At 61.3% G+C, this 24,218-nt stretch carries 24 protein-coding genes, 2 tRNA genes and 1 pseudogene; 9 read left to right on the top strand and 18 right to left on the bottom strand.

Features of this window, described 5'->3' with window-relative positions:
- Window positions 1–27: 27 nt before the first annotated feature.
- From DV532_RS15925 to DV532_RS15910, 4 genes and pseudogenes are all read right to left on the bottom strand, one after another.
- On the bottom strand, window positions 28–567 hold the full coding sequence (locus DV532_RS15925; RefSeq protein ID WP_056802985.1) for a type 1 glutamine amidotransferase domain-containing protein: 540 nt from the start codon (window positions 565–567) through the stop codon (window positions 28–30).
- 306 nt (window positions 568–873) lie between these two features.
- A pseudogene (locus DV532_RS30710) lies at window positions 874–1,155 on the bottom strand (short-chain dehydrogenase); the annotation flags it as partial.
- Window positions 1,156–1,293: 138 nt separating this feature from the next.
- Complete coding sequence (locus tag DV532_RS15915; protein ID WP_056802979.1) at window positions 1,294–1,935, bottom strand: 3-oxoacid CoA-transferase subunit B; 642 nt, start codon at window positions 1,933–1,935, stop codon at window positions 1,294–1,296.
- A gap of 8 nt (window positions 1,936–1,943) precedes the next feature.
- Entirely contained in the window at window positions 1,944–2,639 is a 696-nt protein-coding gene (locus DV532_RS15910) for a 3-oxoacid CoA-transferase subunit A (protein WP_056802975.1), read from the bottom strand.
- Window positions 2,640–3,009: 370 nt separating this feature from the next.
- Here DV532_RS15910 and DV532_RS15905 point away from each other — a divergent pair, with 370 nt between their 5' ends.
- Complete coding sequence (locus DV532_RS15905) at window positions 3,010–5,196, top strand: methyl-accepting chemotaxis protein (protein ID WP_372339972.1); 2,187 nt, start codon at window positions 3,010–3,012, stop codon at window positions 5,194–5,196.
- Window positions 5,197–5,289: 93 nt separating this feature from the next.
- On the opposite strand, the gene DV532_RS15900 is transcribed toward DV532_RS15905, so the two are convergent.
- Together DV532_RS15900 and DV532_RS15890 are read right to left on the bottom strand one after the other, a co-directional pair.
- Entirely contained in the window at window positions 5,290–5,475 is a 186-nt protein-coding gene (locus tag DV532_RS15900) for a hypothetical protein (protein ID WP_056802970.1), read from the bottom strand.
- Between the two features lie 704 nt (window positions 5,476–6,179).
- Window positions 6,180–7,085 (bottom strand): LysR family transcriptional regulator, encoded by a 906-nt coding sequence (locus DV532_RS15890; protein ID WP_056802966.1) that lies wholly within the window; start codon window positions 7,083–7,085, stop codon window positions 6,180–6,182.
- Window positions 7,086–7,183: 98 nt separating this feature from the next.
- On the opposite strand from DV532_RS15890, the gene DV532_RS15885 reads away from it, so the two are divergent.
- Entirely contained in the window at window positions 7,184–7,945 is a 762-nt protein-coding gene (locus DV532_RS15885) for a TSUP family transporter (RefSeq protein WP_056802964.1), read from the top strand.
- Window positions 7,946–7,952: 7 nt separating this feature from the next.
- Here DV532_RS15885 and DV532_RS15880 read toward each other — a convergent pair whose 3' ends face one another.
- The 4 genes from DV532_RS15880 to DV532_RS15865 form a co-directional block, all read right to left on the bottom strand.
- Entirely contained in the window at window positions 7,953–9,377 is a 1,425-nt protein-coding gene (locus DV532_RS15880; protein WP_056802961.1) for a GGDEF domain-containing protein, read from the bottom strand.
- Window positions 9,378–9,509: 132 nt separating this feature from the next.
- Entirely contained in the window at window positions 9,510–11,339 is a 1,830-nt protein-coding gene (locus DV532_RS15875) for an SLC13 family permease (protein ID WP_056802958.1), read from the bottom strand.
- Between the two features lie 138 nt (window positions 11,340–11,477).
- Window positions 11,478–11,870: a glycine zipper domain-containing protein gene (locus tag DV532_RS15870; protein WP_056802955.1), complete on the bottom strand. Its 393-nt coding sequence runs from the start codon at window positions 11,868–11,870 to the stop codon at window positions 11,478–11,480.
- 73 nt (window positions 11,871–11,943) lie between these two features.
- A complete protein-coding gene (locus DV532_RS15865; RefSeq protein ID WP_056802952.1) occupies window positions 11,944–12,132 on the bottom strand; it encodes a hypothetical protein in 189 nt (62 codons plus the stop codon).
- A gap of 224 nt (window positions 12,133–12,356) precedes the next feature.
- Between DV532_RS15865 and DV532_RS15860 the strand changes: the two genes are divergently transcribed.
- From DV532_RS15860 to DV532_RS15850, 3 genes are all read left to right on the top strand, one after another.
- Window positions 12,357–13,517: a GGDEF domain-containing protein gene (locus tag DV532_RS15860; protein WP_056802949.1), complete on the top strand. Its 1,161-nt coding sequence runs from the start codon at window positions 12,357–12,359 to the stop codon at window positions 13,515–13,517.
- Window positions 13,518–13,590: 73 nt separating this feature from the next.
- Window positions 13,591–13,941, top strand: a complete 351-nt coding sequence (locus DV532_RS15855) for a hypothetical protein (protein ID WP_056802946.1) — start codon at window positions 13,591–13,593, stop codon at window positions 13,939–13,941.
- A 163-nt stretch (window positions 13,942–14,104) separates the two neighbouring features.
- The gene (locus DV532_RS15850) at window positions 14,105–14,926 is read left to right on the top strand and encodes a bifunctional 2-polyprenyl-6-hydroxyphenol methylase/3-demethylubiquinol 3-O-methyltransferase UbiG (RefSeq protein ID WP_056802943.1); all 822 of its coding nucleotides are present in this window, start codon (window positions 14,105–14,107) and stop codon (window positions 14,924–14,926) included.
- Here the strand turns inward: DV532_RS15850 and DV532_RS15845 are convergent, their stop codons facing one another.
- The 4 genes from DV532_RS15845 to DV532_RS15830 all read right to left on the bottom strand — a co-directional run bounded on the left by DV532_RS15845 (window position 14,927) and on the right by DV532_RS15830 (window position 18,085).
- Window positions 14,927–15,694 carry an SDR family oxidoreductase gene (locus DV532_RS15845; RefSeq protein WP_056802940.1) on the bottom strand — a complete coding sequence of 256 codons (768 nt, stop codon included), beginning with the start codon at window positions 15,692–15,694 and terminating at the stop codon, window positions 14,927–14,929.
- A 36-nt stretch (window positions 15,695–15,730) separates the two neighbouring features.
- Window positions 15,731–16,798 carry a phosphotransferase family protein gene (locus DV532_RS15840; protein ID WP_056802937.1) on the bottom strand — a complete coding sequence of 356 codons (1,068 nt, stop codon included), beginning with the start codon at window positions 16,796–16,798 and terminating at the stop codon, window positions 15,731–15,733.
- A gap of 202 nt (window positions 16,799–17,000) precedes the next feature.
- Window positions 17,001–17,318 carry an SCP2 sterol-binding domain-containing protein gene (locus tag DV532_RS15835; RefSeq protein WP_056802935.1) on the bottom strand — a complete coding sequence of 106 codons (318 nt, stop codon included), beginning with the start codon at window positions 17,316–17,318 and terminating at the stop codon, window positions 17,001–17,003.
- A gap of 56 nt (window positions 17,319–17,374) precedes the next feature.
- Window positions 17,375–18,085 carry a histidine phosphatase family protein gene (locus DV532_RS15830; RefSeq protein WP_056802931.1) on the bottom strand — a complete coding sequence of 237 codons (711 nt, stop codon included), beginning with the start codon at window positions 18,083–18,085 and terminating at the stop codon, window positions 17,375–17,377.
- A gap of 197 nt (window positions 18,086–18,282) precedes the next feature.
- Here DV532_RS15830 and sohB point away from each other — a divergent pair, with 197 nt between their 5' ends.
- Together sohB and DV532_RS15820 are read left to right on the top strand one after the other, a co-directional pair.
- Entirely contained in the window at window positions 18,283–19,302 is a 1,020-nt protein-coding gene (sohB, locus tag DV532_RS15825) for a protease SohB (RefSeq protein WP_056802928.1), read from the top strand.
- Window positions 19,303–19,456: 154 nt separating this feature from the next.
- A tRNA-Cys gene (locus tag DV532_RS15820) sits at window positions 19,457–19,530 on the top strand.
- 168 nt (window positions 19,531–19,698) lie between these two features.
- Here the strand turns inward: DV532_RS15820 and adhP are convergent.
- Window positions 19,699–20,709, bottom strand: coding sequence for an alcohol dehydrogenase AdhP (gene adhP, locus DV532_RS15815; protein WP_056802925.1), 1,011 nt, complete (start codon window positions 20,707–20,709; stop codon window positions 19,699–19,701).
- Between the two features lie 57 nt (window positions 20,710–20,766).
- Window positions 20,767–21,471 (bottom strand): hypothetical protein, encoded by a 705-nt coding sequence (locus DV532_RS15810; RefSeq protein ID WP_056802922.1) that lies wholly within the window; start codon window positions 21,469–21,471, stop codon window positions 20,767–20,769.
- Window positions 21,472–21,897: 426 nt separating this feature from the next.
- On the opposite strand from DV532_RS15810, the gene DV532_RS15805 reads away from it, so the two are divergent.
- Window positions 21,898–22,095 carry a hypothetical protein gene (locus DV532_RS15805; RefSeq protein ID WP_056802916.1) on the top strand — a complete coding sequence of 66 codons (198 nt, stop codon included), beginning with the start codon at window positions 21,898–21,900 and terminating at the stop codon, window positions 22,093–22,095.
- A gap of 1 nt (window position 22,096) precedes the next feature.
- Here DV532_RS15805 and DV532_RS15800 read toward each other — a convergent pair whose 3' ends face one another.
- Together DV532_RS15800 and DV532_RS15795 are read right to left on the bottom strand one after the other, a co-directional pair.
- Window positions 22,097–22,510, bottom strand: coding sequence for a DoxX family protein (locus DV532_RS15800; protein ID WP_056802913.1), 414 nt, complete (start codon window positions 22,508–22,510; stop codon window positions 22,097–22,099).
- Window positions 22,511–22,614: 104 nt separating this feature from the next.
- Window positions 22,615–22,699 (bottom strand) — tRNA-Leu (locus DV532_RS15795).
- 358 nt (window positions 22,700–23,057) lie between these two features.
- On the opposite strand from DV532_RS15795, the gene DV532_RS15790 reads away from it, so the two are divergent.
- Window positions 23,058–24,218 carry a nitrogen regulation protein NR(II) gene (locus DV532_RS15790; RefSeq protein WP_056802910.1) on the top strand — a complete coding sequence of 387 codons (1,161 nt, stop codon included), beginning with the start codon at window positions 23,058–23,060 and terminating at the stop codon, window positions 24,216–24,218.

The following is a 24,218-nucleotide window of genomic DNA, read 5'->3' as shown; positions in this document are numbered from 1 at the left end:
GGGGGCCTCGTTGCAGAAAGGCGTACGTCAGCTAGCCAACGCCCTGATCAACTGCTCGTTGAAGGCCGGGATATCGTCAGGCTTGCGGCTGGTGATCAGGTTGCCGTCCACAACCACTTCTTCATCCACCCAGGTGCCGCCAGCATTGCGAATATCGTCCTGCAAGGTCTTGTAGCTGGTCATCCGCTTGCCCTTGGCAAGGCCAGTCGACACCAATAACCAGGCGCCGTGGCAGATTACCGCCAGCGGCTTGTTTGCTGAATTGTGGCTTTTCACCAGTTGCTGAGCGCCAGGTATCAGGCGAATCGTGTCGGAATTCTGTACGCCGCCCGGCAACACGATGGCATCGTAAAGATCGAACTGGGCACTGTCGAAGGTTGCATCCACTGCAAATGCATCGGCGGGCTGGTCGTGGTTCCAGCCGCGCACAGTGCCTTCCTTGTCACACAAAATGTCGACCACCGCACCGTTTTTTTCCAAGGCTTCACGCGGGCCAGTCAGCTCCACCTGTTCAAAGCCATCGGTGACCAGAAAAGCCACGCGCTTGCCATTCAGTTGTGCACTCATCGTTGATGCTCCATTTTCGATAGACATGAAATGGAAGGCCGTCGACCCTATGCGAAGTTCCACCGCGACGCTTCAGCGGTGCCTGCGTTGGGCATGGGTAATGATGAACCCGGCGAGGAACCCGATGACGGCTGCACTCAACAACAGCGGCGCTTTGTCTCTACGGCTTATCCAGCTACCGTCCAGGCTTTGCGGGCCACTCGCTGGTGCGCGCAGATTTGCTGCAGGTTCCGCCGTGTTTGGGTTGCGGTTCAACGCTGTATCGGCGTGCTGCGGGTGGCCGGCTTGGTTTTTTTCGGTCATGGCGCTGACGTCCACTCTGCAAAGCTTCAGTGCTGTGCCATCCACCAAGGTCAGCGTCAGGTCTTCGATATCTCCTGCTACCCGATCAGGAAATATGGGTTCACCTGCGGCATCCAGATTGTCGTAAATGAAGCGTTTACCCTCCAACCAACCTACAGCGGTCAGTAGCTCAGGGCCGAGGTAATATTTGCCATCGAGAAAGAAACCTGGGAACTGGTGCGCACGTTCAACGTTCTCCACGCAGTAACGCTCACCCGTCTTCATACCTGTTGTTGGATCAATCATGACCACGCCCTCCGTATGCTGGTATAGCCATGGAGATTGCGCAGAGGATGCCTGTTCCGAACGGCTGACCAGCGGGCCAAACCGTTCGTACGGGGAGGGCAATGCCGGCAGGCGGGCATCTACCGGCGCTTTCGCGGATTACTTGATCAGCGGTACGCCACTGAGCTTCTGCAGTTCGTCGAAGTCGATATCAGCGCAGATCTCGACCACTTTCAGGCCGTCAGGCGTCACTTCCAGCACGGCCAAGTCGGTGTAGATGCGGCTGACGCACGCGATCCCGGTCAGCGGATAGGTGCACTCGGGCACCAGCTTGCTTTCGCCGGTCTTGGTCAGATGGTCCATCATCACGAACACCTGGCGGGCGCCAGTGGCCAGGTCCATCGCGCCGCCTACGGCAGGGATCGAACCTTCGGCCCCGGTGTGCCAGTTGGCCAGGTCGCCCTTGACCGACACTTGGAAGGCGCCCAGCACGGCGATGTCCAGGTGGCCGCCACGCATCATCGAGAACGAATCGGCATGGTGGAAGTAGGCACCCCCGGTGAGCAGGGTCACGTGCTGCTTGCCGGCGTTGATCAGGTCATCGTCTTCCTCGCCCGGCGCGGGGCTTGGGCCCATGCCCAGCAGGCCGTTTTCGCTGTGCAGGAACACTTCTTTGTCGCCCAAGTAGTTGGCCACCAGGGTCGGCGCGCCGATGCCCAGGTTTACGTACGCGCCTTCCTGGATGTCTGCGGCCACGCGCTGGGCCATCTCGGTACGGGAGAGCTTTTTGGTGATGGTCATGGCAGGCCTCAAACAGCTTTGGCGATCGAAGAAGCGGCAGCGCCGGAAACGGCGACCACGCGCTGGACGAAAATACCCGGGGTGATGATGTGCTCCGGGTCCAGTTCACCGAGTTCGACAATCTGATCGACCTGGGCGATGGCGGTCTTGGCGGCCATGGCCATGATCGGGCCGAAGTTGCGGGCGGCCTTGCGGTAGGTCAGGTTGCCCCAGCGGTCACCCTTGTGCGCCTTGATCAGCGCAAAGTCGGCGTGCAGCGGCATTTCCAGCACGTACTGACGGCCGTCGATCTCACGGGTTTCCTTGCCTTCAGCCAGCAGGGTGCCGTAGCCGGTTGGCGAGAAGAAGGCACCAATGCCTGAGCCGGCTGCGCGGATACGCTCGGCCAGGTTGCCCTGTGGCACCACTTCCAGTTCGATCTTGCCGGCACGGTACAGTTCGTCGAACACGTACGAGTCGGACTGGCGCGGGAACGAGCAAATCACCTTGCGCACGCTACCCGCCATAAGCAAAGCGGCCAGGCCGATCTCGCCGTTGCCGGCATTGTTGCTGATGATGGTCAGGTCGCGAGCACCGGTGGCGATCAGGCCGTCGATCAGCTCGGACGGCATGCCGGCTGTGCCGAAGCCACCGACCATGATGGTCGAACCGTCGGTGATTCCTTCCACCGCGCTGGCGATGGATTCAAACGTTTTATTGATCAAGGCGAGCTCCTGGTTGTTCCTGGAGTTATGGTTGTCGGGCTGGCCGGAGCGCGTGAAGCGATGGGGCCAGTCAGCATTGAACTTTGCTTGCTGACTTTGGCTATAGCGTGCCGCAAGATAGGGCAACAGTAGAGAGGGTTTGGCGGAATTTGTGCGATTATCGAACTGTTGTGCGATGTGCGAGCAGTTTTGGCCGCTATGTGTTCCCCTTAAGACAACGCCCGTAATCTTTCTATGTTGCCCCTCAATGGTGCGCCCACGGGCGTGCTCATAGCGTTTCTGCACCGCTGCAGCGCATCGAATGCCCCAAGTTAGCGATTAATGACTACTCCCGCCGTTGGCGTGCGACTTGCTATCAGATTGCCATCCGATGTCGCATATGGTGAAGATAATGTCGCTTTCCAGTGGTTCCATGCAGTTGTCATCACGTGAAAAGGGCTGGCTGCGCTGGTTCGGTAAAACCGGCAAGTTCAGCATGGGCTGGGCGTGCTACCTCAACCGGGCGAGCTATTCGCAAGTTGAGCAAACCTTCGAAGCCATTGCCCAGACCCGCGTGCGGTTGTTGCAAAACTGGGCGCGCGAACAATGGGATCATTTGGCTGAGTTGGCAGATCTGCTGGCGCCGGGTTTCGGCCAACTCGACAGCACCCTGCTGCAGGACAAGCTGGCGCAAACCGAGGACTTTTCCGAGTTGTTCGTCGTCGATGTTGCTGGCAACGTCATTGCTTCGACCTGGCCGCAACGCGGTACACCGCGTATCGAATACCTCGCGGCACTGACTCAAGGGCTGAAAGCACCGTTCCTGCACGGCCCCTACAGCGACCCGTTGACCCTGCGCATCGGCCCGTCGTCTTCACGCTTCCACGATGAAGTGACGCTGATGTTCTACCAGCCTTTGAAAACCGCCGGCAAAGTCCTTGGCTGCCTGTGCGGCCGGGTGCCCAACGATGTGTTGGGCGACCTGATCCAGCGTGAGGCTGGGCATATTTTTGCCGAATCTGGCGACAACTACCTGTTTATGGCGCAGTCGCGCTTTGACCCGGCGATCCAGCCCGGTACGGCGTTGTCGCGCTCGCGCTTCGAAGACGCAACCTTCACCCAGGGTGAGAACCTCAAGAGCGGCGTGCACACACCATGGGCAACCGTACAGGTCCAGCGACACACCGAACTGGAGCTGCGCTTCACTGACCCGTCGACCCGCGAGCTGCACCCGGGTGTGCGCGAAACCATTCGCTGTGGCGCCAACCTGTTCGTCACCTACCCAGGCTACGCCGACTACCGCCATGTGCCGGTGGTGGGTAAGGGCGTCACCTTCCAGCTACCGGGGTCGCCCGACCGCTGGGGCATGATGTGCGAGGCAGACCTGGAGGAGGTCTATCGCCGCCGCTCGCTGAGCTATGGGTTGATGAAACCCTACGTGGCGATCATGGCCGGCCTGTTCGGTTGCAATTACCTGGTGCAACACCTTGCCGGGCTGTCGCAGGGCCTGAACGATGCCATCGAAGCCTTGAGCATGCTCGCCGCCACGCTGCTGTTCTGCGTGCTCGGCCCGCGGCGCCTGGCTGCGCGTCTGAACGGCATGAGTGGTGTGCTGCGCACCATCGCCGAGGGTGAAGGCAATCTGCGCCAGCGCCTGGACGCCCGCACCCAGGCCAATGACGAGAGTGGCGACATGGCACGCTGGATCAACAGTTTCATCGACCGCCTGGATGCAGTGGTGGGGCAGGTGGTGAAAGCCAGCCGCACGGTCGGTGCCACCAATCAGGTGATGCTCGGCCGCAGCCACGATGCCAGCGCCACCTCTGCCGACGTGGCCGAGGCCGTGCACCAGATGATGATGATCATGGAAGAACAGCTGGGCGAGCTGCAGCAGGCCTCGGTCAGCGCCGAGCAGATGAAGCAGGCCATGGACGAAGTGGTCAGCCGCGCTCGCGAGCAGTACCTGGCAGTGCAGGTGGGTACCCAGTCGATCCGCGATGTGGTGGCGCGCTCATCGTCCAGTGTGCAGCGGCTCGATAGCCGCATGGTCGAGATCGGCAATATCACTGGGTTGATCAGCGACATCACCAACCAAACCAACCTGCTGGCGCTCAATGCCGCCATCGAGGCGGCGCGTGCCGGCGAGCATGGCCGTGGCTTTGCGGTGGTGGCCGACGAGGTGCGCAGCCTGGCCGCGCGTACCTCGCGTGCCGCCGACGACATTCGTCATATGGTCCAAGGCCTGCAGGGCGAAACCCGCCAGGCTGTGAGCTTCATGGAGCAGGGCGTACAGGATGTCGACAATAGCCTGCGCCTGGCCGAGGACGCCTCGTCCGAGAACGTGCAATTGCACCAGGCGGTGGAAGGAATGTTCGCAATCATCCAGCAGCTCAACCGGCGCAGCGTGGAATATGGCAAAACCATTGAGCAGGTCAACCAGTCTTCCGGTGAAATGCGCCAGACCGCGCAGGTGCTGCAGAACAGCGCGCAGAAAGTGAAGGTGGATGCCAGCAAGCTGGAGAAACTGGTGGGGCAGTTCGAAATCAGCGGCGACGGCAAGGGGGCTGCGGCCGCGTAAATTGAAATTGTGCGAGCAGTCGCTTGCATCGTGTGCCGGGGGCTGCGCAGGCTGGAGAAGGCGGTGTTCACAGGCGAGCCCCTGCCACGGGGTTCACTGCAAGGTCACAGGCTTCATGCCATCTGGGAGTTGTCGAATGGCAGCCTCTATCCTCGCGATTGGTCCTGCGAGTTCGTCCGCCTCCTTGTCCTTGCCCTCCAGTCTCAGGCGATCACGCGCCACGCGCAGGGTGAGCAAATTTTTCTGCAGCTTCAGGGCTGAGGCATTGAACGGGTCCATGCTTTTCTCATGCTGTAGGCATCCGTGCCGTTGTAGGAAAAATGGAACGTATCACCTCGAATATTGCTGAGAAACTGAGGTTTCATACAGCCAAATCGTGTCGCCGAGATTCTTCCTACATCGCTTGGTAAAAGGTCCTACAGATGGATTTCAAATCTTGTCTTGGTGATAACGCTCAACACCCGGTGTTAGCTGGGCAGGATCCGTTTCGGCAAGGCCGGCCCTGAACGGGGTGCGATGCAGGGCCTGTCGTTGTGTTCGAAACCTTATGTAGCAATTATCTATCGTCCTTTCGCCATCTGATCCGCTTTTTTTCCACAAACCTGAATCTGTAACCGTATCAGCCCAGGCTCGACAATATGCCCATTCCCGCATCACAACTGTAGAGGTTCCAATGGGCAAGCTCGCGCTATTCCTGGGTGGTTTTCTGCTGCTGACCATTCTGATTGGTATTCTTGGCACGATTCCACCAAGCTGACGTTTAGCACTCCTATCCCCCGCGGCCTGCCTATGCCCTTGGGCGGGCCCATTCATCTTCGTTATTGGCTGATTCACCTGCTGCATTGTGAGATAAGTCATTCTTTGCACAGGGAAAACTGTCCACAAAAAACGTGGGTAGGTCTGTGGATAAAGTGCTGGAGACCAGACCCGCGGCGGGCTCCGTTAAATTGAGCAGATTTTGAACAGCGGTTTCGGCGGCTGTTCTAGTCGGCCAGGCCGGCGCTGCGCAGGGCCGCCAGCAAGTCACGTACCCGCGCCGATAGCTCGCCGGCGGGGTACACCGCATGCATTTGCGGGTCCTGGCCGCTGCTGGAGGTCAGGCGGTAGTGTGGGCACACCCGTACCAGCCGCCCGGCGTTGGCTTGCGCTTCGCCGACCCAGGCGGCCAGGCGAGCGATGCCGGCACCGGCTAGGGTGCTGTGGTACACCGCCTCGCCGGAGTCCAGGCGCAGCCTGGGCCGCGGGCGCAGGCTGGTGATCTGGTCATCGCGGCAGAAGTGCCAGGCTTTGAGGATGCGTGGGGCGGTGTGCAGGATCAGTGCGTGCCCCTCCAGCTCTTCGGGGTGCTGTGGCGTGCCAGCCAGGGCCAGGTATTGCGGGCTTGCATAAAGGTGGCGCTGGTAGGCCCACAGCGGGTAGCCGATCAGCTCACTGGACTGTGGAAAGGCACCGCGCACGACAAAATCAAACTTGCCTTGCAGCGGGTCCAAGGCGCCATCGCTGTACTGCACGTCCAGGGTAACGTGGGGGTGGCGGCGGGAAAACGCGGCAAGCACCTCGGGCAGCACATGTTCAGCCAGCAACTGCGGCACGGCGAAGCGGACCCAGCCTTGGGCACTACCGCTTAACGCAGCCAGTTCGTCAGCGGCATCACGTTGCACATCCAGCAAGCGTTCAGCGTGGGGCAGCAGCCGCTCACCGGCTTCGGTCAAGGTGACGGCGTTGGCGTTACGGTTAAGTAGCTTGCTCCCCGCGTTGTCTTCCAGGGTTTGTACCGCGCGGGTTACCGCACTGGGAGAACGCCCTAAGGAACGGGCGGCGGCAACGAAGCTGCGCTTGTGCGCCACGCTGACGAACGCCTGAATTTCCCGCAGCATGTCCAATGCCATTGCCTGCTCCTTGTTGCAGTTTTCGCAATGTGGCATTTCAACACAAGCGCGCCAGTTTGATTAGCCTTGCAGGCGCCCCTACTGCCTGGAACCGCGTCATGATGGATATCGCTGTGCTTTCTGTATTCGCTTTCGCCGCTGGGCTGATCGACGCTGCCGTGGGCGGCGGCGGGCTGATCCAGATCCCGGCCTTGTTCAACGTGCTACCCAGCGCACAACCGGCGGCATTGCTCGGCAGCAATAAGCTGGCGTCGGTGTGTGGCACCGCCTTCGCAGCGCGTTCGTTCATCCGCAGGGTGACGCTGGACTGGGGGCTGATCGTGCCGGCGGCACTCAGTGCCTTTGTCATGTCGTTCGCCGGCGCTGCTACGGTGTCGCTGGTGCCACCCAGTGTGATGCGCCCGGCGGTGCTGGTGCTGATCGTGCTGATGGCCATCTACACCTTCTGCAAGAAGGACTTTGGCACACTGCACAAACCTGGGCAGATCGGGCGCAAGGAGCAGTGCCTGGCGGTGCTGATTGGCGGTGCGATCGGCTTTTACGATGGCCTGTTCGGGCCAGGCACCGGCAGCTTCCTGATCTTCCTCTTCATCCGCTTTTTCGCCCTGGACTTCTTGCACGCCTCGGCCTCGGCCAAGGTGGTGAACATCGCCACCAACCTGGCGGCGCTGGTGTTCTTCGTGCCATCGGGCAACGTGCTGTACGCCATCGCCTTGCCCATGGCGGCGTGCAACATCCTCGGCGCGCTGACCGGGACCTGGCTGGCGGTGCGCAAGGGTGCGGGCTTCGTGCGTGGGCTGTTCCTGGTGCTGTTGTGCGTACTGATCGCCAAATTGTCGTGGGACTTGCTGGCCGGTTAGCTCCGGTTCAGATCACTTGGCGCTGCGGCTCCGCCTGCTCGACGCGGTTGCGGCCGTGGGCTTTGGCCCGGTACAAGGCCTGATCGGCGTCGGCCAGCAGCTGATCCAGGTTGGGGGCTGGTATGCCTTCGGCGCAGCCGGCCACGCCGATACTCACGGTAATCTGCAGGCGTTGGTCGGCTTGGACCACGTGCAGGTCTTGCACGGCGCGGCGCAGGCGTTCGGCGCTGAACTTGGCGCGGTCCGGCGCAAGGCCAGGAAGGATGACCACGAATTCCTCACCGCCCAGGCGCGCGAACAGCTCGCCGTCGTGCAACTGGTCTTGCAGGGTGTGAGCGAACTGGCGCAGCACTTGGTCACCGACCGCATGGCCGTGGGCGTCGTTGATCGACTTGAAATGGTCGATATCCAGCATCATCAGGGTCAGCGGCAGCGCCTGGGCGTGTTGCTGACGGCTGTCCAGCAGTGCATTGGCGCGACGGGTGAAGGCGCTGCGGGTGAGCACACCGGTGAGGTGGTCGATGGTGGCCTGATGCGCCAGGCGGGCCATCAGGCTGCGGTTGGCCTGGCTGACGCAGGCCACCACCAGCGGGCCGAGCACCAGCATGGCGATGCCCAGGCGTGCCGACATCAGTGTGGTTACCCCCGGTTCGCTTTGCGGCACGCTGAAGTGCATGAGGTTTTGCGCCACCGCCACGATCAGCGTGCTACCGGCGGTGAGGGTCAGCAGGGAAACCAGGAAGGGCGAGTAGGTCCAGGCACACCACAGCAGCGCGGCAATCGGGAAGGCAATGGCCCCAGGCCCGCCGAAGGCAATGCTGAACGCCAGCGAAGCCAGCAGCCCCAGCAACGGCGCCAGGCGGATGGCTTGGGCACCACTGCGTACCAAGGCCCGCGCCGAGGGTGCCGTCAACAGCACGGGTAGCACCAGCACGCTGGTGGAGAATTGTTCGCTGAACCAGGCCAGCCAGGTGGCGCGCAAAGACTGTTCGAACCACGGCGCAGCCATTACCGCTGCCAGGCTGGCCGCCACCATGGCGCTGGCGGCACAGGCGGCGAACACACTGAGCACGCCGTGGGGGGGGCGCATGCGCCGGTGCAGGCGCGGCAAGCGTGAGAGCAGCAGCCAGAGGGTCACGACCACGCCTAGGTTGCACAGGTTGAACCACAGCGCCGGCACCCAGGCGCTGCCGCTCGCCAGGTCGGCGCCGACCATCGCCAGCCACACCAGGGCAAAGCCGGTAAGCGTGGCTTGCCGGGGGTAGCGCAGTAGCACGCCGGCTAACACCGCGTTGACCGGCCAGAACAACGACAAGGATTCGATCGGGCGTGCCAGGATGCCGCACAGGGTTAGGACAAAGGTCAGGCCGAGCAGAACGGCATAGGGCAACAAGCGCGATTGGGCGGGAAAAACCATGGGCTCGACCGGCAAAGCGGAAACGAAATCCAGGACAACGGCTTAAAGCACCTGGGGCGGTTACCCATCAGTGTGTTTCGTCGTGCTACTTGATGTCAATCTGCCGCGATCGTTCGAGATAACGCCCCCTTGCCTGCATCGGTAGCCTTATAGCCCGAAAAACCACGGCACCATCAATACGGTCACCAGCATTACCAGGAGGGTGAACGGCACGCCCACTTTGACGAAGTCGGCGAAGCGGTATTGCCCCGGGCCCAGTACCAGCGTGTTGACGGGTGAAGAGACCGGCGTCATGAACGCCGCCGAGGCGGCCAGCGCCACGGTCATGGCGAACGGGTAGGGCGACATGCCCAGCTGTGCGGCGGTGCTGACGGCCACCGGTGCCATCAGTACTGCAGTGGCGGTGTTGGAGATGAACAAGCCGATTACCGCCGTGACCGCGAACAGGCAGGCCAGAATGGCGCTGGGGCCGGCGCCGCCCAGCAGGTTGACCAACCCGCCCACCGCCAGGTCGATGCCGCCGGTTTTCTGCAGGGCTTGGGCAAAGGGCAGCATGCCGACGATCAGCACCAGGCTTTGCCAGTGGATGGCTCGGTAGGCGCTGTTCATGTCGATGCAGCGGCCCGCGCCCATTAGCAGGCAGCCGATCAGCGCGGCAATGACGTTGGGTACTGCACCGCTGACCATCAGCCCCACCATTACCGCCAGGCTCAACAGTGCTTGGGGGGCGCGTGTGCGGGCGGGCGCGACCAGGTCGATTTCCGCTGGCAAGCTCAGTACCAGGAAGTCCTTGGGCCTGCTTTGCAACTGGCGTACGGCCTTCCACGGGCCGACCACCAGCAGGGTGTCGCCCATGCGCAGCTTTTCTTCCACCAGTTGCTCTTCGATCGCTGCCTGTTCGCGGCGCAAGCCAACCACGTTGAGGTCGTAGTGGGTACGGAAGGCCAGTTCGAGGATGCTTTTGCCAATCAGTTGCGAGCCCGGTGGTAGCGAAACCTCGGCCATGCCCAGCTCTTGAGACTGGTCGATGAAATAGGCGGCCTTGAAGTGCAGGGGCTCCAGCAGCATGGTCTGGCACAGGCTGCGCAGGTTGTCGCGGTTGGCGAACAGGTCGAGCAGCAGCACATCGCCCTGATGCAGCACGGTAGCGGAGTCGGCGGCGATCACCCGGGTGGTGAACTTGTGCTGGCGCTCGATGCCGATCACGTTGGCGCCGTGCCGGGTACGCAGCTTCAGTTCGCCCAAGGTGTGGCCAATCAGTGGCGACTTGGGGCGAATACGCAGGCGCCGCTCACGGCCGTTGAGCTTGTAGTCCAGTACCAGGTCCAGCAAGGTGCGGCGGCTTTCCACGCGGCCGTCCTTGCGCACTTCGCCATTCAGCCAGTGCCGCGTCAGCAGCATGTAGCCGATGCCCAAGACCAGCACCACCAACCCGAACGGGGTGAAACTGAAGAAGCTGAAGCCCGCGTGGCCATGGCGCACCAGCTCGCTGTGCACCACCACGTTGGGTGGCGTGGCCACCAGGCTGAGCATGCCGCTGATCAGGCCGGCGAAGGCCAGCGGCATCATCAGGCGGCTGGGCGAGAGCTGCAGGCGTGCGGCGATGCTCAGCACTACCGGTATGAAGATGGCTACCACGCCGGTGGAGCTCATCATCGAGCCCAGCCCCGCCACGGCCACCATCAGCAGCACCAGCAGGCGCGCTTCGCTGTTGCCGGCTCGCTCGCTCATCCATTCGCCGATGCGGTAGGCAATACCGGTGCGCACCAGGCCTTCACCGATCACGAACAGGGCGGCGATCAGCACCACGTTGGGGTCGCTGAAGCCGGCCATCGCTTGCTCTACCGTGAGGATGCCAGACAGCGGCAGGGCGAGGATCACCAGCAGCGCGACCACGTCCATGCGTGGGCGGTTGATGACGAACAGGACGATGACGATGGCCAGCAGGCCGAGGACCCAGAGCAGCTCTTGGTTCATGGGGAGGGGGTGTTCCTTCACACGGGGGCACGATAGACAGTAGCAGCCAGTGTGCCAGCGTGCAGTGAAGGAGGTGTTGATGTGCTGCAGGGTTTGCCAAACAAAAGGGGCCGCAATGCGGCCCCTCGGTGACCACGATCAGTGATGGCGGTGGTGGTGTTTCTTGCTGCTGCGATTGTTGTCGCCCAAGTGGTTGCCGAGGGCACCACCGGCCGCGCCACCCAGGCCAGCGCCCACGGTCGAACCGGTCTTGCCGCCTACCGCGCCGCCCAGCAGCGAACCGCCGGCCGAGCCCAAGCCGCCGCCGATGGCGGCTTCGGTACGGTTGCCCTTGCGTGCACCTACGGCACTGCCGGCTGCACCGCCGACACCGGCGCCAATGGCTGCGCCAGTCTTGCCGCCGAGTTGTTGACCGACAACGTTACCCAGTACACCACCCAGGCCACCGCCAATGGCGGCAGTACCGTCACCGGCGAAAGCGCCCTGGCACAGCAGCAGGCCGAGAGCAAGGGAAGGCAGAGTCAGACGCATGGTACGAACCTCAAAAGGAATCATCAGGTTAAAAACCGCGCAACGGGCGGCGAGTCAGGGTTGAACAGACGCTTCAGCGGTAATAGCGGTCACCGCGGTATTGACGATTATCATCGTCGTCGTCGCGTTCGTGCCGATGGTGGTGGCGACGGTCACGGTCGCGGTCACGCCAGCCATCGTCGTCGTCATGGTAGCGATGGCTATGGCACCCTGCGGTCAGCAGGACAACGGCAATTAGCGAAAGGCTTGCAAGACGGGTCATCACGATATAGGTCCTTGATCCGCAAAGGTTTACGGCACACCTGTTGAGACTGGGAACGATCCATTTGGTTTCCCAGGCAGGTAACAATTTGTCGTGCTGGCGATGAGTGGCGTGCTTGCGGGCTGCTGTTCTGTCTCGTTCGGTCATGGCCGGGCCGTTGGTGGCACCTTAAACTTGACGGCAAGCCGCAGCCCAGACGGCAACCTGCCTCACGGTGAATCACGATGATCGCCCACACCCCTACGTTGTTCGCCGCCGTTGCCTTGGTGGCAACCATTCTAGCCTTCTGCCTGTTGCTGGTCGGGCGCAGCAAGCGCCACGACAACCTGTTGCTCACCGGCTGTGGGCTGTTGGTGCACGCCTTGGCCTATGTTTGCTACACCGTCTATGCCCAGGCCCCGCTGTGGCTCAGCTACGGCGTGGGCAACAGCCTGCTGTCGCTGGCCTTGGCGTTCTATATGGCCAGCTTGTTCCGGGTGCGGGAGCAGGTGGTGCCTTGGCGCGTCATCTTCATCATTCCAGCGTGCATGCTGGTGGGGCTGATGCTGCTGCTCGATTCACTGGAGCCGCGCATGTTGCTGGCCACGCTGGTGTTGATGCTGCAGTGCTCGATGCTCCTCTACTGGGCCTGGCGCCATGCCGAGCGGCCGGGCAGCGCTCATCTGTTGCTGGAGATTGGTGCGTTGATCAGCCTGGTTGGCCTGGGTATGCGCGTGGTAGCGGTGGCCAATGGCGCGGCAGTGGAAATGCGCTATGACACCAGCAACCTCAAGCAGAGCATTTCGGTGGGCATCGGCACCTCCACGGTGATGATGTACTCGATCGGGTTGGTGTTGATGGCCAAGGAACGCAGCGAGTCACGCTTGCAGCACCTGGCATTGCGCGATGTGCTGACGGGCACCTTCAACCGCCGGGCAATTCTGGAGCGCTTCGCCGTTGAACTGGACCGTGCTCGCGGGCTACAGCGCAGCTTGGCCGTGGCGATGATCGACATCGACCATTTCAAGCGCATAAACGATCTGTACGGGCACTTGGCCGGCGACGAGGTATTGTGCCATTGCGTACGCCAATTGCAGCAGCGCTTGCGCCAGGGGGACAGCCTTGGCCGTTATGGCGGCGAAGAGTTTTTGCTATTGCTGCCCGGTACTGACCGCAGCGGCGCGATGGCTGCGCTGCAAGGCCTGCGTGAGGCCATTGCTCGCAGCCCCGCGCGCTTTGCCGGTGACCAGATCGAGCTACGTTTCAGCGTCGGCTTGTGGTGCGGTGTGCCGGGCCCCGAGGACAGCACCGCCAGCCTGTTGGCCCAGGCGGATGCCGCGCTGTACCAGGCCAAGGCCGCTGGGCGCAATGCAGTGCACATGGCGGCATTGGTCGAAGCGGGTTGACGGCGCACAAGCATTCACGGGCGATACCCGCCAGTGCTAGAGTCGCCTTCTTTTTTTACCCTGAGGATGGAACATGCGTGCGATTCTGCCGATGGCCGCGGCACTGATGCTGGTCGGTTGTGCTTCTGCGACCATGGAAACGGCCCGCGGCGGCAAGCCAACCGCGCAGCTCGACTCGCAGAAGGCGCCCGAGCTGGTTGCCCAGTGCATCCAGTTCGGCTGGCAGGAAGAGAAGGTGTTCGGCGACGACGCCAGTGGTTATTTGGAGCCGCGCAAGCAGGGTGGGTTCACCGTGTATACCCGTGAGGCCGAGGCGTTCGTGGATGTGTACCCGCAAGCGGGTGGGGCGCGAGTGGATTACTACGCGCAGAAGAACGACGGCGTGGCGTTGCAGCGCCGTGCGGCGGCGGCGACCTGCCTGTAACGAGCGGGTTCACCCGCGAATGCGTTGTTGCATGTATCGATGCATTCGCGGGCAAGCCCGCTCCAGGGTAAGGCGCGCGAGTTTTACAATTTTTAGCGAGGGTGTTCTGTCATAGGGGGGCGGGGGCGGCTAGCATGGCCCGCAACCATACAAGGACGTCACCATGGATCACTCTCTGCAACTCAACCGCGCCAGCTGGGACGAACGGGCCCCGCTGCATGCTGCGTCGAAGGACTATGAGGTCGAGCAGCTCGTCCAGCACCCCGAACACCTCTCCGAAACCGTACGCTTCGACTTGCCATTGCTCGGCGCTATCAAGGGGCTCAACGCCGTCCACCTGCAGTGCCATATCGGCACCGATACCCTCTCGCTGGCGCGCCTTGGCGCCACGGTCTGTGGCCTGGACTATTCCGCGGCCTCGCTGGCCGAGGCGCGGGCCTTGGCCGCACGCTGTGCGGCGCCCATCGCGTACGTCGAGGCCGACGTCTATGCCGCCGACCAGGTGCTGCCGGCCGGCACGTTCGACCTGGCCTACACCGGCATCGGCGCGCTCTGCTGGCTGCCCCGCATCGAGCCGTGGGCGCGTACGGTAGCGGCCCTGCTGAAACCGGGCGGGCGGCTGTTCCTGCGCGACGGGCATCCAATGCTGATGGCGGTCAATGAAGACCACCAGGACCGCCTGCAACTCGAGTACCCGTATTTCGAGCATAGCGCGCCGACGGTGTGGCACAGCGACCACACCTACGTCGATACCGAGCAGCGACTTTCACACACCGAAACCCACGAGTGGAACCATGGCCTGGGCGAGGTGATCACTGCCTTGCTCGGCCACGGCCTGCAACTGACAACGTTGGTCGAGCACCAGAGCATCCCCTGGGAGGCGCTGCCGGGGCAGATGGTCAAGGGCGACGACGGTGAATATCGCCTGCGCGAGCAACCCGCACGCCTGCCCCTGAGCTACACCCTGGTGGCCATTAAAGCCTGATCAGGACAGGTAGCCGCCGTCGACATTGAGCGCCGTGCCGGTGGTGTAGCTGGAGGCATCGCTGGCCAGGTACAGCACCGCGCCGGCCATTTCCTTGGGGTCGGCCACGCGCTTGAGCGGGATTTGCTGCAACGCTGCGTTGAGAATGGCGTCGTTTTTCACCAGTGCCGAGGCGAACTTGGTGTCGGTCAGGCCCGGCAGCAGGGCGTTGCAGCGGATGCCGAACGGCGCGCACTCCTTGGCGAAGACCTTGGTCATGTTGATGACCGCCGCCTTGGTCACCGAATAGATGCCCTGGAACAGGCCGGGTGATACCCCGTTGATCGACGCCACGTTGATGATGCTGCCGCCGCCCTGCTCGCGCATCAGTTTGCCGGCCTCTACCGACATGAAGAAGTAGCCACGGATATTCACGTCCACGGTCTTCTGGAACGCGCCTGGGTCGGTGTCCAGCACGTTGCAGAACTGCGGGTTGGTGGCCGCGTTATTGACCAGGATGTCCAACCGCCCAAACTGTTCGCGGATGCCGGCGAACACCTGCTGGATCTGCTCCAGCTCACCGATGTGGCAGGCCACTGCCGTTGCCTTGCCACCGGCCGCGGCGATGGCATCGGCCACCTGTTGGCAACCGTCGAGCTTGCGGCTGGAAACGATCACATGGGCGCCTTGCTGGGCCAGCAGGTGGGCGATGGCCTCGCCGATGCCGCGGCTGGCGCCGGAAACGAAGGCGATTTTGCCGTCGAGGTCGAACAGGTGGGTCTTGGACATGCTGTTTTCCTTGTTATCCGTCGTCGAGGTCGGGGCTCAGAGGCTGGACTTGGCAATAACCTGCAAGGTCATCTGTTCCAGCAAGCGGTTCATGTGGATGAACTGGGCAAAACGCTTGTCCTGGGTCTGGCCGTGGTAATAGCGGTAGTAGATTTGCTGGACGATGCCCGCTAGGCGGAACAGGCCATAGCAATGGTAGTAATCGAAGTTTTCCAGGCGAATGCCAGCGCGCTCTGCGTAGTAATCGACGAACTGGCGACGGCTGAGCATGCCCGGCGCGTTGCTCGGCTGGCGGCGCATCATTTGCACCGGCGCTGGGTCGTCGGCCTCGATCCAGTAGGCCAGGCTGTTGCCCAGGTCCATCAGCGGGTCGCCCAGGGTGGCCATTTCCCAGTCCAGCACACCGATAATGCGCATGGGGTTGTCGGCATCGAGGATCACATTGTCGAAACGGTAGTCGTTATGCACGATGGCGGGCCGCGGGTGGTCGGCGGGCATCTTCTCGTGCAGCCAGGCGGTCACCTTGTCCCAGCGTGGCGCATCCGGGGTCAGGGCCTTTTCGTAGCGGCTGGTCCAGCCCTCGACCTGGCGCTGCACATAGCCTTCCGGTTTACCCAGGTCGGCCAGGCCGCAGGCGTTGTAGTCCACCTGGTGCAACTCTACCAGTCGGTCGATGAAGCTTTTGCACAGGGCCTCGGTGCGGTTGGCGTCCAGGCCCAGTTCGGGCGGAATGTCCGAGCGCAGGATGATGCCCTTGACTCGCTCCATCACGTAGAACTCGCCGCCGATCAGGCTGCTGTCGGTGCAGTGCACGTAGGCCTTGGGGCAGTAGGGGAAGCCGCTGTTCAACTGGTTGAGGATGCGAAACTCGCGGCCCATGTCATGGGCCGACTTGGCCTTTTGGCCGAATGGCGGGCGGCGCAATACGAAGTCGCGTCCAGGGTAGTTGACCAAGTAGGTGAGGTTGGAGGCGCCGCCGGGGAACTGGCTGATGCTTGGCAGGCCATCCAAGCCAGGGATGTTGGCTTTGAGGTAAGGGTCGATGACGGCCGCGTCAAGTTCTTCGCCGGGGCGTACCTGGGTGGATTGGTCGGTGAGCGTCATGCGTTTTCCTTATTCTCGATCGCCAGGACTATTGGCTAATCTAATGGTCTGCCGAGGATGGGACAAGCGTGCCAGGTGCCATATAGGCAAGGGTGTTGCTGCCTGATCAACTGCCTTGATGACACGTTGAGTGTGAGCGCACAGGCAAAAAAAAACCGAAGCCCGTCAGGCTTCGGTTTCGATCATCCGGTACCCCCAGCCCTCAGGACGGGAACAGCTCGCTGAGCTTCATCGACAGCATCATGTCGCCTTCAACGCGCAGCTTGCCGCCCATGAACGCCTGCATGCCGTCGGTTTCACCGCTGACGATACCCTTCAGGGTGTCGCTGTCCATTACCAGGGTGCAGTTGGCATCTGGGTTTTCACCTTCCTGCAGGTCGCAAGTGCCGTCCTTGACGATCAGCGCGTACTGCTTGTCTTCGTCGGTGATGTTGAAGCCGAACACCAGGTCCAGGCCGGCGGCAGCGGATGGGTTGAACTTCTCTTGCATCTTTTTGACGGCATCAGCTACGGAGGTCATGGCGCATTCCTTATAGAGTGATTTACACGTCCCCGCAGGGACACAACAAGCCGGGCTTATCGGTAGGTGACAAGCTCCGGCGCCTTCAACAGCTGCACATGGGCCTGGCTGTTGAAGGAAGCCAGTGCCACGTCGCGGCCGCGGAATTTCAGCTGGCTAAGCGACGTGTTGATGATTTGCCAGTTCAGCGCGAACGCCTGGCTGGGGGTAATACGGGTAACCAGGTGGAGCAGGGCGGCAATGGTGCCGCCCGAGGTGAAGATGGCGATATTGTCCCCGCCCGCGGCGGCATCCAGCACGCGCTGCAGGCCACTGTTCACGCGGGCGGTAAAGGCCTGCCAAGTTTCCAGGCCGTCGTCGGCATGTTCGCCGTCGTGCCAACGCTGCACCATCAGTGCGAACAGGCGCTGGAACTCGCTGCGGTGCTGCGCGCCATTGCGCAGGATGTGCAGGGCGTTAGGCTCTTGCGGCAACAGCCCGGGCAATAGGGCACGGATCACACCGTCGGCATCGAACTCATTGAACGCGGCGTCGGTCTCAACAGCCGGCACCGGGCAGCCATTAGCGTGCAAGGCAGCCAACGCCAGCCGCGCAGTGTCCTGCTGGCGGCGCAGGTCACCCGCCACGCAGCGGTCAAACTGCACACCGAGCTGGGCCAGGTGATGTCCCAGGGCCTGGCTTTGGCGCACGCCTACCGGTGAGAGTACGTCGTAGTCGTCAGCACCGAAGGAGGCTTGGCCATGTCGGATCAGGTAGAGGTTGCCCACGAAAGGTTCCGGCCTGTTGGAGGTTGTTGCGAGGTTAGGATGCGCCACCCGGGCTGTCAACGAAAAAACATACAAGCGTTTGAAAAGCTTGTTTGAAAGGTGTTGCCAGCGTTTACAGCGGCTGGCAGCAGTAAAGACGCAACGGTATGCTTGCAACAGTTACGCGCCGCATTGGCGCAGGTATTTAAGGAGTCAACGTGGAGTTTCTTGCCGAATACGCAAGCTTTCTCGCTAAAACGGCCACCCTGGTCATCGCCATCCTGATGGTACTGTCGGCCATCGCCGGTTTGCGCGGTAAAGGGCGGCGCAAACCGGGTGGGCAGTTGCAGGTCACCCGCCTGAACCAATTCTACAAGGACTTGCGCGAGCGCCTGGAGTCCGGCCTGCTCGACAAGGCCCAGCTCAAAGCCTTGCGCAAGCAGCAGGCCAAGGCCGAAAAACAGCAGAAGAAGGGCAAGGCCGAAGAAAAGGGCCGGGTCTTCGTGCTGGATTTCGATGGCGACATCAAAGCCTCTGCCACCGATAGCTTGCGCAACGAAATCACGGCGCTGCTCACCCTGGCCACTCCACGTGACGAGGTGGTACTGCGCCTTGAAAGCGGCGGCGGGCTGGTACACAGCTACGGCCTGGCGGCCTCGCAACTGGCGCGCATTCGCCAGGCGGGTATCCCCTTGACGGTGTGCATTGACAAAGTGGCCGCCAGCGGCGGTTATATGATGGCCTGCATCGGCGAGAAAATTGTCAGCGCGCCGTTCGCTGTGGTGGGTTCTATCGGCGTGGTGGCGCAATTGCCTAACATCAATCGCCTGCTGAAGAAGCACGACATCGATTTCGAAGTGCTGACTGCCGGTGAGTACAAGCGCACTCTGACTGTATTCGGCGAAAACACCGAGAAGGGCCGGGAGAAGTTTCAGGAAGACCTGGACATTACCCATCAGCTGTTCAAGGACTTCGTAGCCCGTTACCGCCCTCAGCTGCACATCGATGAAGTGGCCACGGGGGAAGTGTGGCTGGGGGTCGCGGCGCTCAACCGCAAACTGGTAGATGAGCTACAGACCAGCGATGAATACCTCAGCAACCGCGCGCGCACTGCCAACCTGTTCCACTTGCACTATGCCGAACGCAAGAGCCTGCAGGAGAGAATCGGCATGGTCGCCAGTGGTACGCTGGAGAACACGGTGGTGGGTTTGTGGAGTAAACTCGGCCGCCTGCGCTAACACCTTGAACCCGTTGAAATTTTTTTTCGTTCAGGGGGTTGCAAGGTTAGAAGAATGACGACATAATGGCGCCCATCGAAACGCAGCAAACTTTGAAAAAGGTTCAGCGTTTCAAGGAGATAGCGAAGCGCAAGCTGCTAGATCCGACCTTTGAGGCCGAGTAGCAAAGTGGTTATGCTCCGGATTGCAAATCCGTCTACGCCGGTTCGATTCCGACCTCGGCCTCCACCATTCGAAAGCCCCGCAACCTGTAAAGGTTGCGGGGTTTTTCATTTCTGCGGTTTTTTGCCGCTCCATTAGCGTGGAGCGATGGCATGGACTACGCCTTTGGTATCGAGAAGGTAAAAGGCCCGCAGATGGAAATCCGCGGGCCTTATTGTCGGTACTGTCCGGCGGTCAGCCCTCGAAGTTGATTACCATCCGTCCTTTGATCTTGCCTGCCAGCATCTCATCAAAGATCTGATTGATGTCCTCGATCGGCCGCAAGGTCACCTTCGGTACCACTTTGCCTTCCGCGGCAAACTGGAAAGCTTCCTGCAAGTCTTGCCGAGTGCCAACCAGCGAACCAATCACTTCGATACCGTCCAGTACCAGGCGGGGGATATTCAGGTTCATGGCTTCCGATGGCAGCCCCACCGCAACCAGCCGACCACCGGCGCGCAGGGCGTCGACGGCTGAGTCGAAGGCGGCCTTGGCGACCGCGGTAACCACGGCGGCATGGGCGCCCCCGGTCTTGGCTTGGATGACCTTCGCGGCGTCTTCAGCGCTCGGGTTGATGACCAAGTCAGCGCCCATCTCGCTGGCGAAGCGCAGTTGCTCTTCGTTAACGTCGACAGCGATTACCTTGGCGTTGAAGACGTTCTTGGCATATTGCAGCGCCAGGTTGCCCAGGCCGCCAAGGCCGTAGATGGCGATCCATTGGCCGGGGCGGATATTGGAGATCTTCACCGCCTTGTAGGTTGTAACACCGGCGCAGGTAATGCTGCTGGCGGCAGCGGAGTCGAGCCCGTCGGGCACCTTGACCGAGTAATCGGCCTTGACGATGCAGGCCTCGGCCATGCCACCGTCCACGGTATAGCCGGAGTTTTTCACCTCGCGGCAAAGCGTTTCGTTACCGCTGTTGCAGTACTCGCAATGCCCGCAGCCTTGGTAGAACCAGGCGACACTGGCGCGGTCGCCGGGCTTGAGGGAGGTGACGCCCGGCCCCACCTCCTGCACCACGCCGATGCCTTCATGGCCCAGCACAACGCCAGTCTTGTCACCAAAGTCGCCATTCTTGACGTGCAAGTCGGTGTGGCAAACACCGCAGCACTGCATTTTCAGCAACGCTTCGCCGTGTTCGAGTGGGCGAAGGGCCTTATCCACCACCGCCACGCGGTGGCCGGGTGCAACAACTGCAGCTTTCATACGCGCCTCCTTGTCCAAGTGCATGAAGCGCTCAGCATAGTACGAGTTGTCAGGCGCTTATTGCTTCAGGTCAGGTGGGAGCGACAAGTCCTTCGGGTAAACGCTGATGTAGGCCGCTATGTTCTGCGTATCCAGATCATTTACGTTAACCCTTGGCATTTGCGCCGATCTGCTGATTTGCGCAGCGATGTCGGCCTCTTTGAATGCCCGCTCAAGTTGCTGACTGCCTGGGCTGTCGTACAGCACGACCTGCAGCCCGGTGGCCTCCTTTGCCAGCATCAATTGCTTTATCTGGACCTGGGCGCCCGCTTTGTTCAGGGCGACGGCGAGCTGTTTGGCGTACTGCAGGGCCTCATCATCGTTGCGGATGATGTTCAGCAGTACGGTGGGTGCGGCCTTGTCTTTACTCAGCTGCGCTGCCAATGCCTTGAACGCTTCCTGTGCCTGCGGTGTCAGTTTTCTCGGCGTCAAGCGGGCTTCGATCTTCAGCCGGGCCTGTTTCTCGGCGTGCAGCTTTGTCGCCAGCTCCTGGTTTTGTTGCGTGAGGGTGTCAATCTTCAGTTGCAACTGCGCGGCAGATTCATTGGCTTTTGAAATAATCTGGCTGGCCTCTGCCCTGGAACTGTCCGAGTGTTTGCTTTGCACATCAGAAGTCATTTGCGCAAGGATGACGGCGCACGCGGCGATCAAGGCGGCAATGATGGCGGTAGCCGTGGCAATGGTGTGAATCAAACTTGCATTGTCTGCAGAGATATCAGGCATGAGCGGGTTCTTGAAATTTATCTTTTTCATGGCGTTGCTTAGTCGAAGGCCGTGGCAGATTGCCATAAACTTTCGGCCCATGCGACAGGTCGCGTCGCCACCAAGGTCCGCTTGACGGGGCGCGCGGTCGTGGGGGCATGAAAAAGAAAAGCCCGCGGCAAGGAGGCGGCGGGCTGCAAGAACGTACGGAGCTTGAGCAGTGTGCCCAGCCGGTTGTCAGTAAAGCGTGAAGTACAGGTGACGGGGCCGTTCATCGGTTAAGGAAAGGGTATAGCAAAAAAAGGCCCGCCATGAAGGCGGGCAACGTAACGTTTGAAGGGAGAGCTTTCAGAGTGGCCCCGGTCGGTTAACCGAGCATTAAGCGGCAACGCATTGACCGGCCAAGCCGATCAGCCTATAAGGCCTGCCTACAGCCCAGGAGCCAGCATGCGCGACGAAGACGACCTGCACGAACCCGAGCATGATCACCTGCTTGATCATGAGTTTCTCTATGCCGACATGCAGCCCGAGGCAGATGCCCAGGGCGCCGAGGATGAAGTGGAGGAAGACGAGGAAATGCTGGATGACCTCGATGACGAGGAACGCGATCACCCAGCCTGGTTTGACGATTGCGAAGACAACTGACTTAGCGGCCGTCCACCGAGAAGCGCCCGGGGCCGGTTACGGCCAGTAACAGCAAGCCGCCCATGATGCTGAGGTTTTTCAGGAACTGGGTCATGTTGGCGCTGCGCTCGGGGTCGACCATGTTCCAGAACGGGTGGCCCAGCAGTGCCGTACCCAGCACGAATAACGCAAACAGGAAGGCCAACGGCCGCGTGTAAAAGCCCAGGATCAGCAAGATGCCCACGGCGAACTCCATGAACACGGCAACTGCCGCCGCCAGCATCGGGGCAGGGGCGCCCAACGAGGTCATATAGCCGACCGTGCCTTCGAAACCGGTCAGTTTGGCCCAACCAGACAAGACGAACAGAATCATCAGCAGCACGCGAGCGATCAGGATAATCAAGTCGCGTTGGCCATCGAACAGGGAGTAGCGCATGGCGGCGTTCCAGTGGACGGGGACAAGCTCCACTCTAGCAGCTGCGCCAAGGATTGCTGGCGGGTAGCAAAAAGGCGCCGCAAGGGCGCCTTTTCAGAGAGTTTTGGTGCGAGTGGCGGGACTCGAACCCGCAAGGCTCACGCCGACAGATTTTAAGTCTGCTGTGTATACCAATTCCACCACACTCGCACGCTTGAAGGGGTCGCAGTGACCAGCTCGCTTCTAAGCAGAAGGGCTTCGCAATCAAGCGCGCTTTATAACCCATTGTTATATTTGCGTCAACCGCAGCGCCTATGATCAACAGAGTAAGGGCGTCGATTGGGCAATTGACACCTTGCTGTCATTACGCCACTGTTGCCCCTTTATTTGGATCCACCGAGTATGCGGCGAATGAGCCCGACGCTTGCGCGCGTATCGTAAGTGATGCCGAACACTCGCTACCGCAGCGCTGAACCTCACCAGCCCACGGGGCCAGCCACACGGGCGCTTGCAGGCGCGCACCTTCGGCCAGGCTCATTTTCCCGCCTGCTGTGCCAGTGGAGTTTGCATGGTTTCAGCTGACCGCCCCGACCACCCTGTTATGCCTGCCCATCGATATGAACAGCTGGTTCAATCGGTGGTGGATTACGCGATCTATATGCTCGACCCGTCCGGCCATGTGGTGTCGTGGAATGCAGGTGCAGAACGGATCAAGGGTTACCGCGCCGATGAAGTGATCGGCCAGCATTTCTCATTGTTCTTCAACCCGCAGGATTGTGCCGAGGGCCGCCCGGAGCGCCTGCTGCGCCAAGCGCTGGAACAAGGTGTGGCGCAGGATGAAGGCTGGCGCGTACGCAAAGATGGCACGCAGTTTTGGGCCTTGGCTGCGCTGGATGTGATCCGCGATGACCATGGCCATATCGTGGGCCTGGCCAAGGTTACTCGGGACATTACCGACCGCCGCGAGTCGGCGCTGCAACTGGACGCGGTGCGTGCCCAACTGTTCCAGGCACAGAAGCTGGAGGCCCTTGGCCAATTGACTGGCGGCCTGGCGCATGACTTCAACAATCTGCTGACCATCATTATCAGCTCGGCGCGCCTGGCGCTGACCACCCAAGACCCGGCACGTGCCCAGCGCATGCTGCAGCACATTCTCGACGCTGGGCAGCGAGGCACCGAACTGACCCAACAGCTGCTCAGCTTTGCCCGCCACCGCAAGCTTGATGTGGCCTGCGCCGCCCCAGCGGACCTTATTGCCGCCACCCGTGGTCTACTGGAGCATGCACTGCCCGGTTCGATTGAGTTGAAGGTGCTGTTGCAACCGGACCTGCCCTTGATCGAGGTGGATGCAGGGCAGTTGCAGATGGTGCTGCTCAACCTGCTGTTCAATGCCCGCGATGCCATCGTAGGGCAGGGCCGTATTGGTTTGACGGTCGATGTAGTAGAGCTGGCCGGTGAGGTGGAAGGGCTGCAGGGCGGGTTTGTGCGTTTCGAGGTGCAGGACAGCGGTGAAGGAATTGCGCCAGCGGTATTGCCGCGTATTTTCGAGCCGTTTTTCACCACCAAACCCTTCGGCAAGGGGACTGGCCTGGGCCTTAGCCAGGTGTATGGCTTTGCGCGGCAGAGCGGTGGCGCTATTTGCGTCGAAAGCGAGCCGGGCCAGGGAACTTGCATGCAGCTTTACTTGCCAATCTATCAGCGCCAGACGGAAAGCCAACTCGACAGGTAG

This window comes from Pseudomonas sp. Leaf58, from assembly GCF_003627215.1.
GTDB lineage: Bacteria > Pseudomonadota > Gammaproteobacteria > Pseudomonadales > Pseudomonadaceae > Aquipseudomonas.
The sequence above is the reverse complement of the archived record's forward strand: the minus strand, read 5'-3'. Positions and strand labels throughout refer to the sequence as shown.

What these genes read in the sequence shown, in the direction of transcription:
- DV532_RS15925 (WP_056802985.1), bottom strand. Translation starts at nt 567, where the DNA reads ATGAGTGCACAACTGAATGGCAAGCGCGTGGCTTTTCTGGTCACCGAT.
- DV532_RS15915 (WP_056802979.1), bottom strand. Translation starts at nt 1,935, where the DNA reads ATGACCATCACCAAAAAGCTCTCCCGTACCGAGATGGCCCAGCGCGTG.
- DV532_RS15905 (WP_372339972.1), top strand. Translation starts at nt 3,010, where the DNA reads ATGTCGCATATGGTGAAGATAATGTCGCTTTCCAGTGGTTCCATGCAG.
- DV532_RS15900 (WP_056802970.1), bottom strand. Translation starts at nt 5,475, where the DNA reads ATGGACCCGTTCAATGCCTCAGCCCTGAAGCTGCAGAAAAATTTGCTC.
- DV532_RS15890 (WP_056802966.1), bottom strand. Translation starts at nt 7,085, where the DNA reads ATGGCATTGGACATGCTGCGGGAAATTCAGGCGTTCGTCAGCGTGGCG.
- DV532_RS15885 (WP_056802964.1), top strand. Translation starts at nt 7,184, where the DNA reads ATGATGGATATCGCTGTGCTTTCTGTATTCGCTTTCGCCGCTGGGCTG.
- DV532_RS15875 (WP_056802958.1), bottom strand. Translation starts at nt 11,339, where the DNA reads ATGAACCAAGAGCTGCTCTGGGTCCTCGGCCTGCTGGCCATCGTCATC.
- DV532_RS15870 (WP_056802955.1), bottom strand. Translation starts at nt 11,870, where the DNA reads ATGCGTCTGACTCTGCCTTCCCTTGCTCTCGGCCTGCTGCTGTGCCAG.
- DV532_RS15865 (WP_056802952.1), bottom strand. Translation starts at nt 12,132, where the DNA reads ATGACCCGTCTTGCAAGCCTTTCGCTAATTGCCGTTGTCCTGCTGACC.
- DV532_RS15860 (WP_056802949.1), top strand. Translation starts at nt 12,357, where the DNA reads ATGATCGCCCACACCCCTACGTTGTTCGCCGCCGTTGCCTTGGTGGCA.
- DV532_RS15855 (WP_056802946.1), top strand. Translation starts at nt 13,591, where the DNA reads ATGCGTGCGATTCTGCCGATGGCCGCGGCACTGATGCTGGTCGGTTGT.
- DV532_RS15850 (WP_056802943.1), top strand. Translation starts at nt 14,105, where the DNA reads ATGGATCACTCTCTGCAACTCAACCGCGCCAGCTGGGACGAACGGGCC.
- DV532_RS15845 (WP_056802940.1), bottom strand. Translation starts at nt 15,694, where the DNA reads ATGTCCAAGACCCACCTGTTCGACCTCGACGGCAAAATCGCCTTCGTT.
- DV532_RS15840 (WP_056802937.1), bottom strand. Translation starts at nt 16,798, where the DNA reads ATGACGCTCACCGACCAATCCACCCAGGTACGCCCCGGCGAAGAACTT.
- DV532_RS15835 (WP_056802935.1), bottom strand. Translation starts at nt 17,318, where the DNA reads ATGACCTCCGTAGCTGATGCCGTCAAAAAGATGCAAGAGAAGTTCAAC.
- adhP (WP_056802925.1), bottom strand. Translation starts at nt 20,709, where the DNA reads ATGAAAGCTGCAGTTGTTGCACCCGGCCACCGCGTGGCGGTGGTGGAT.
- DV532_RS15810 (WP_056802922.1), bottom strand. Translation starts at nt 21,471, where the DNA reads ATGCCTGATATCTCTGCAGACAATGCAAGTTTGATTCACACCATTGCC.
- DV532_RS15805 (WP_056802916.1), top strand. Translation starts at nt 21,898, where the DNA reads ATGCGCGACGAAGACGACCTGCACGAACCCGAGCATGATCACCTGCTT.
- DV532_RS15800 (WP_056802913.1), bottom strand. Translation starts at nt 22,510, where the DNA reads ATGCGCTACTCCCTGTTCGATGGCCAACGCGACTTGATTATCCTGATC.
- DV532_RS15790 (WP_056802910.1), top strand. Translation starts at nt 23,058, where the DNA reads ATGGTTTCAGCTGACCGCCCCGACCACCCTGTTATGCCTGCCCATCGA.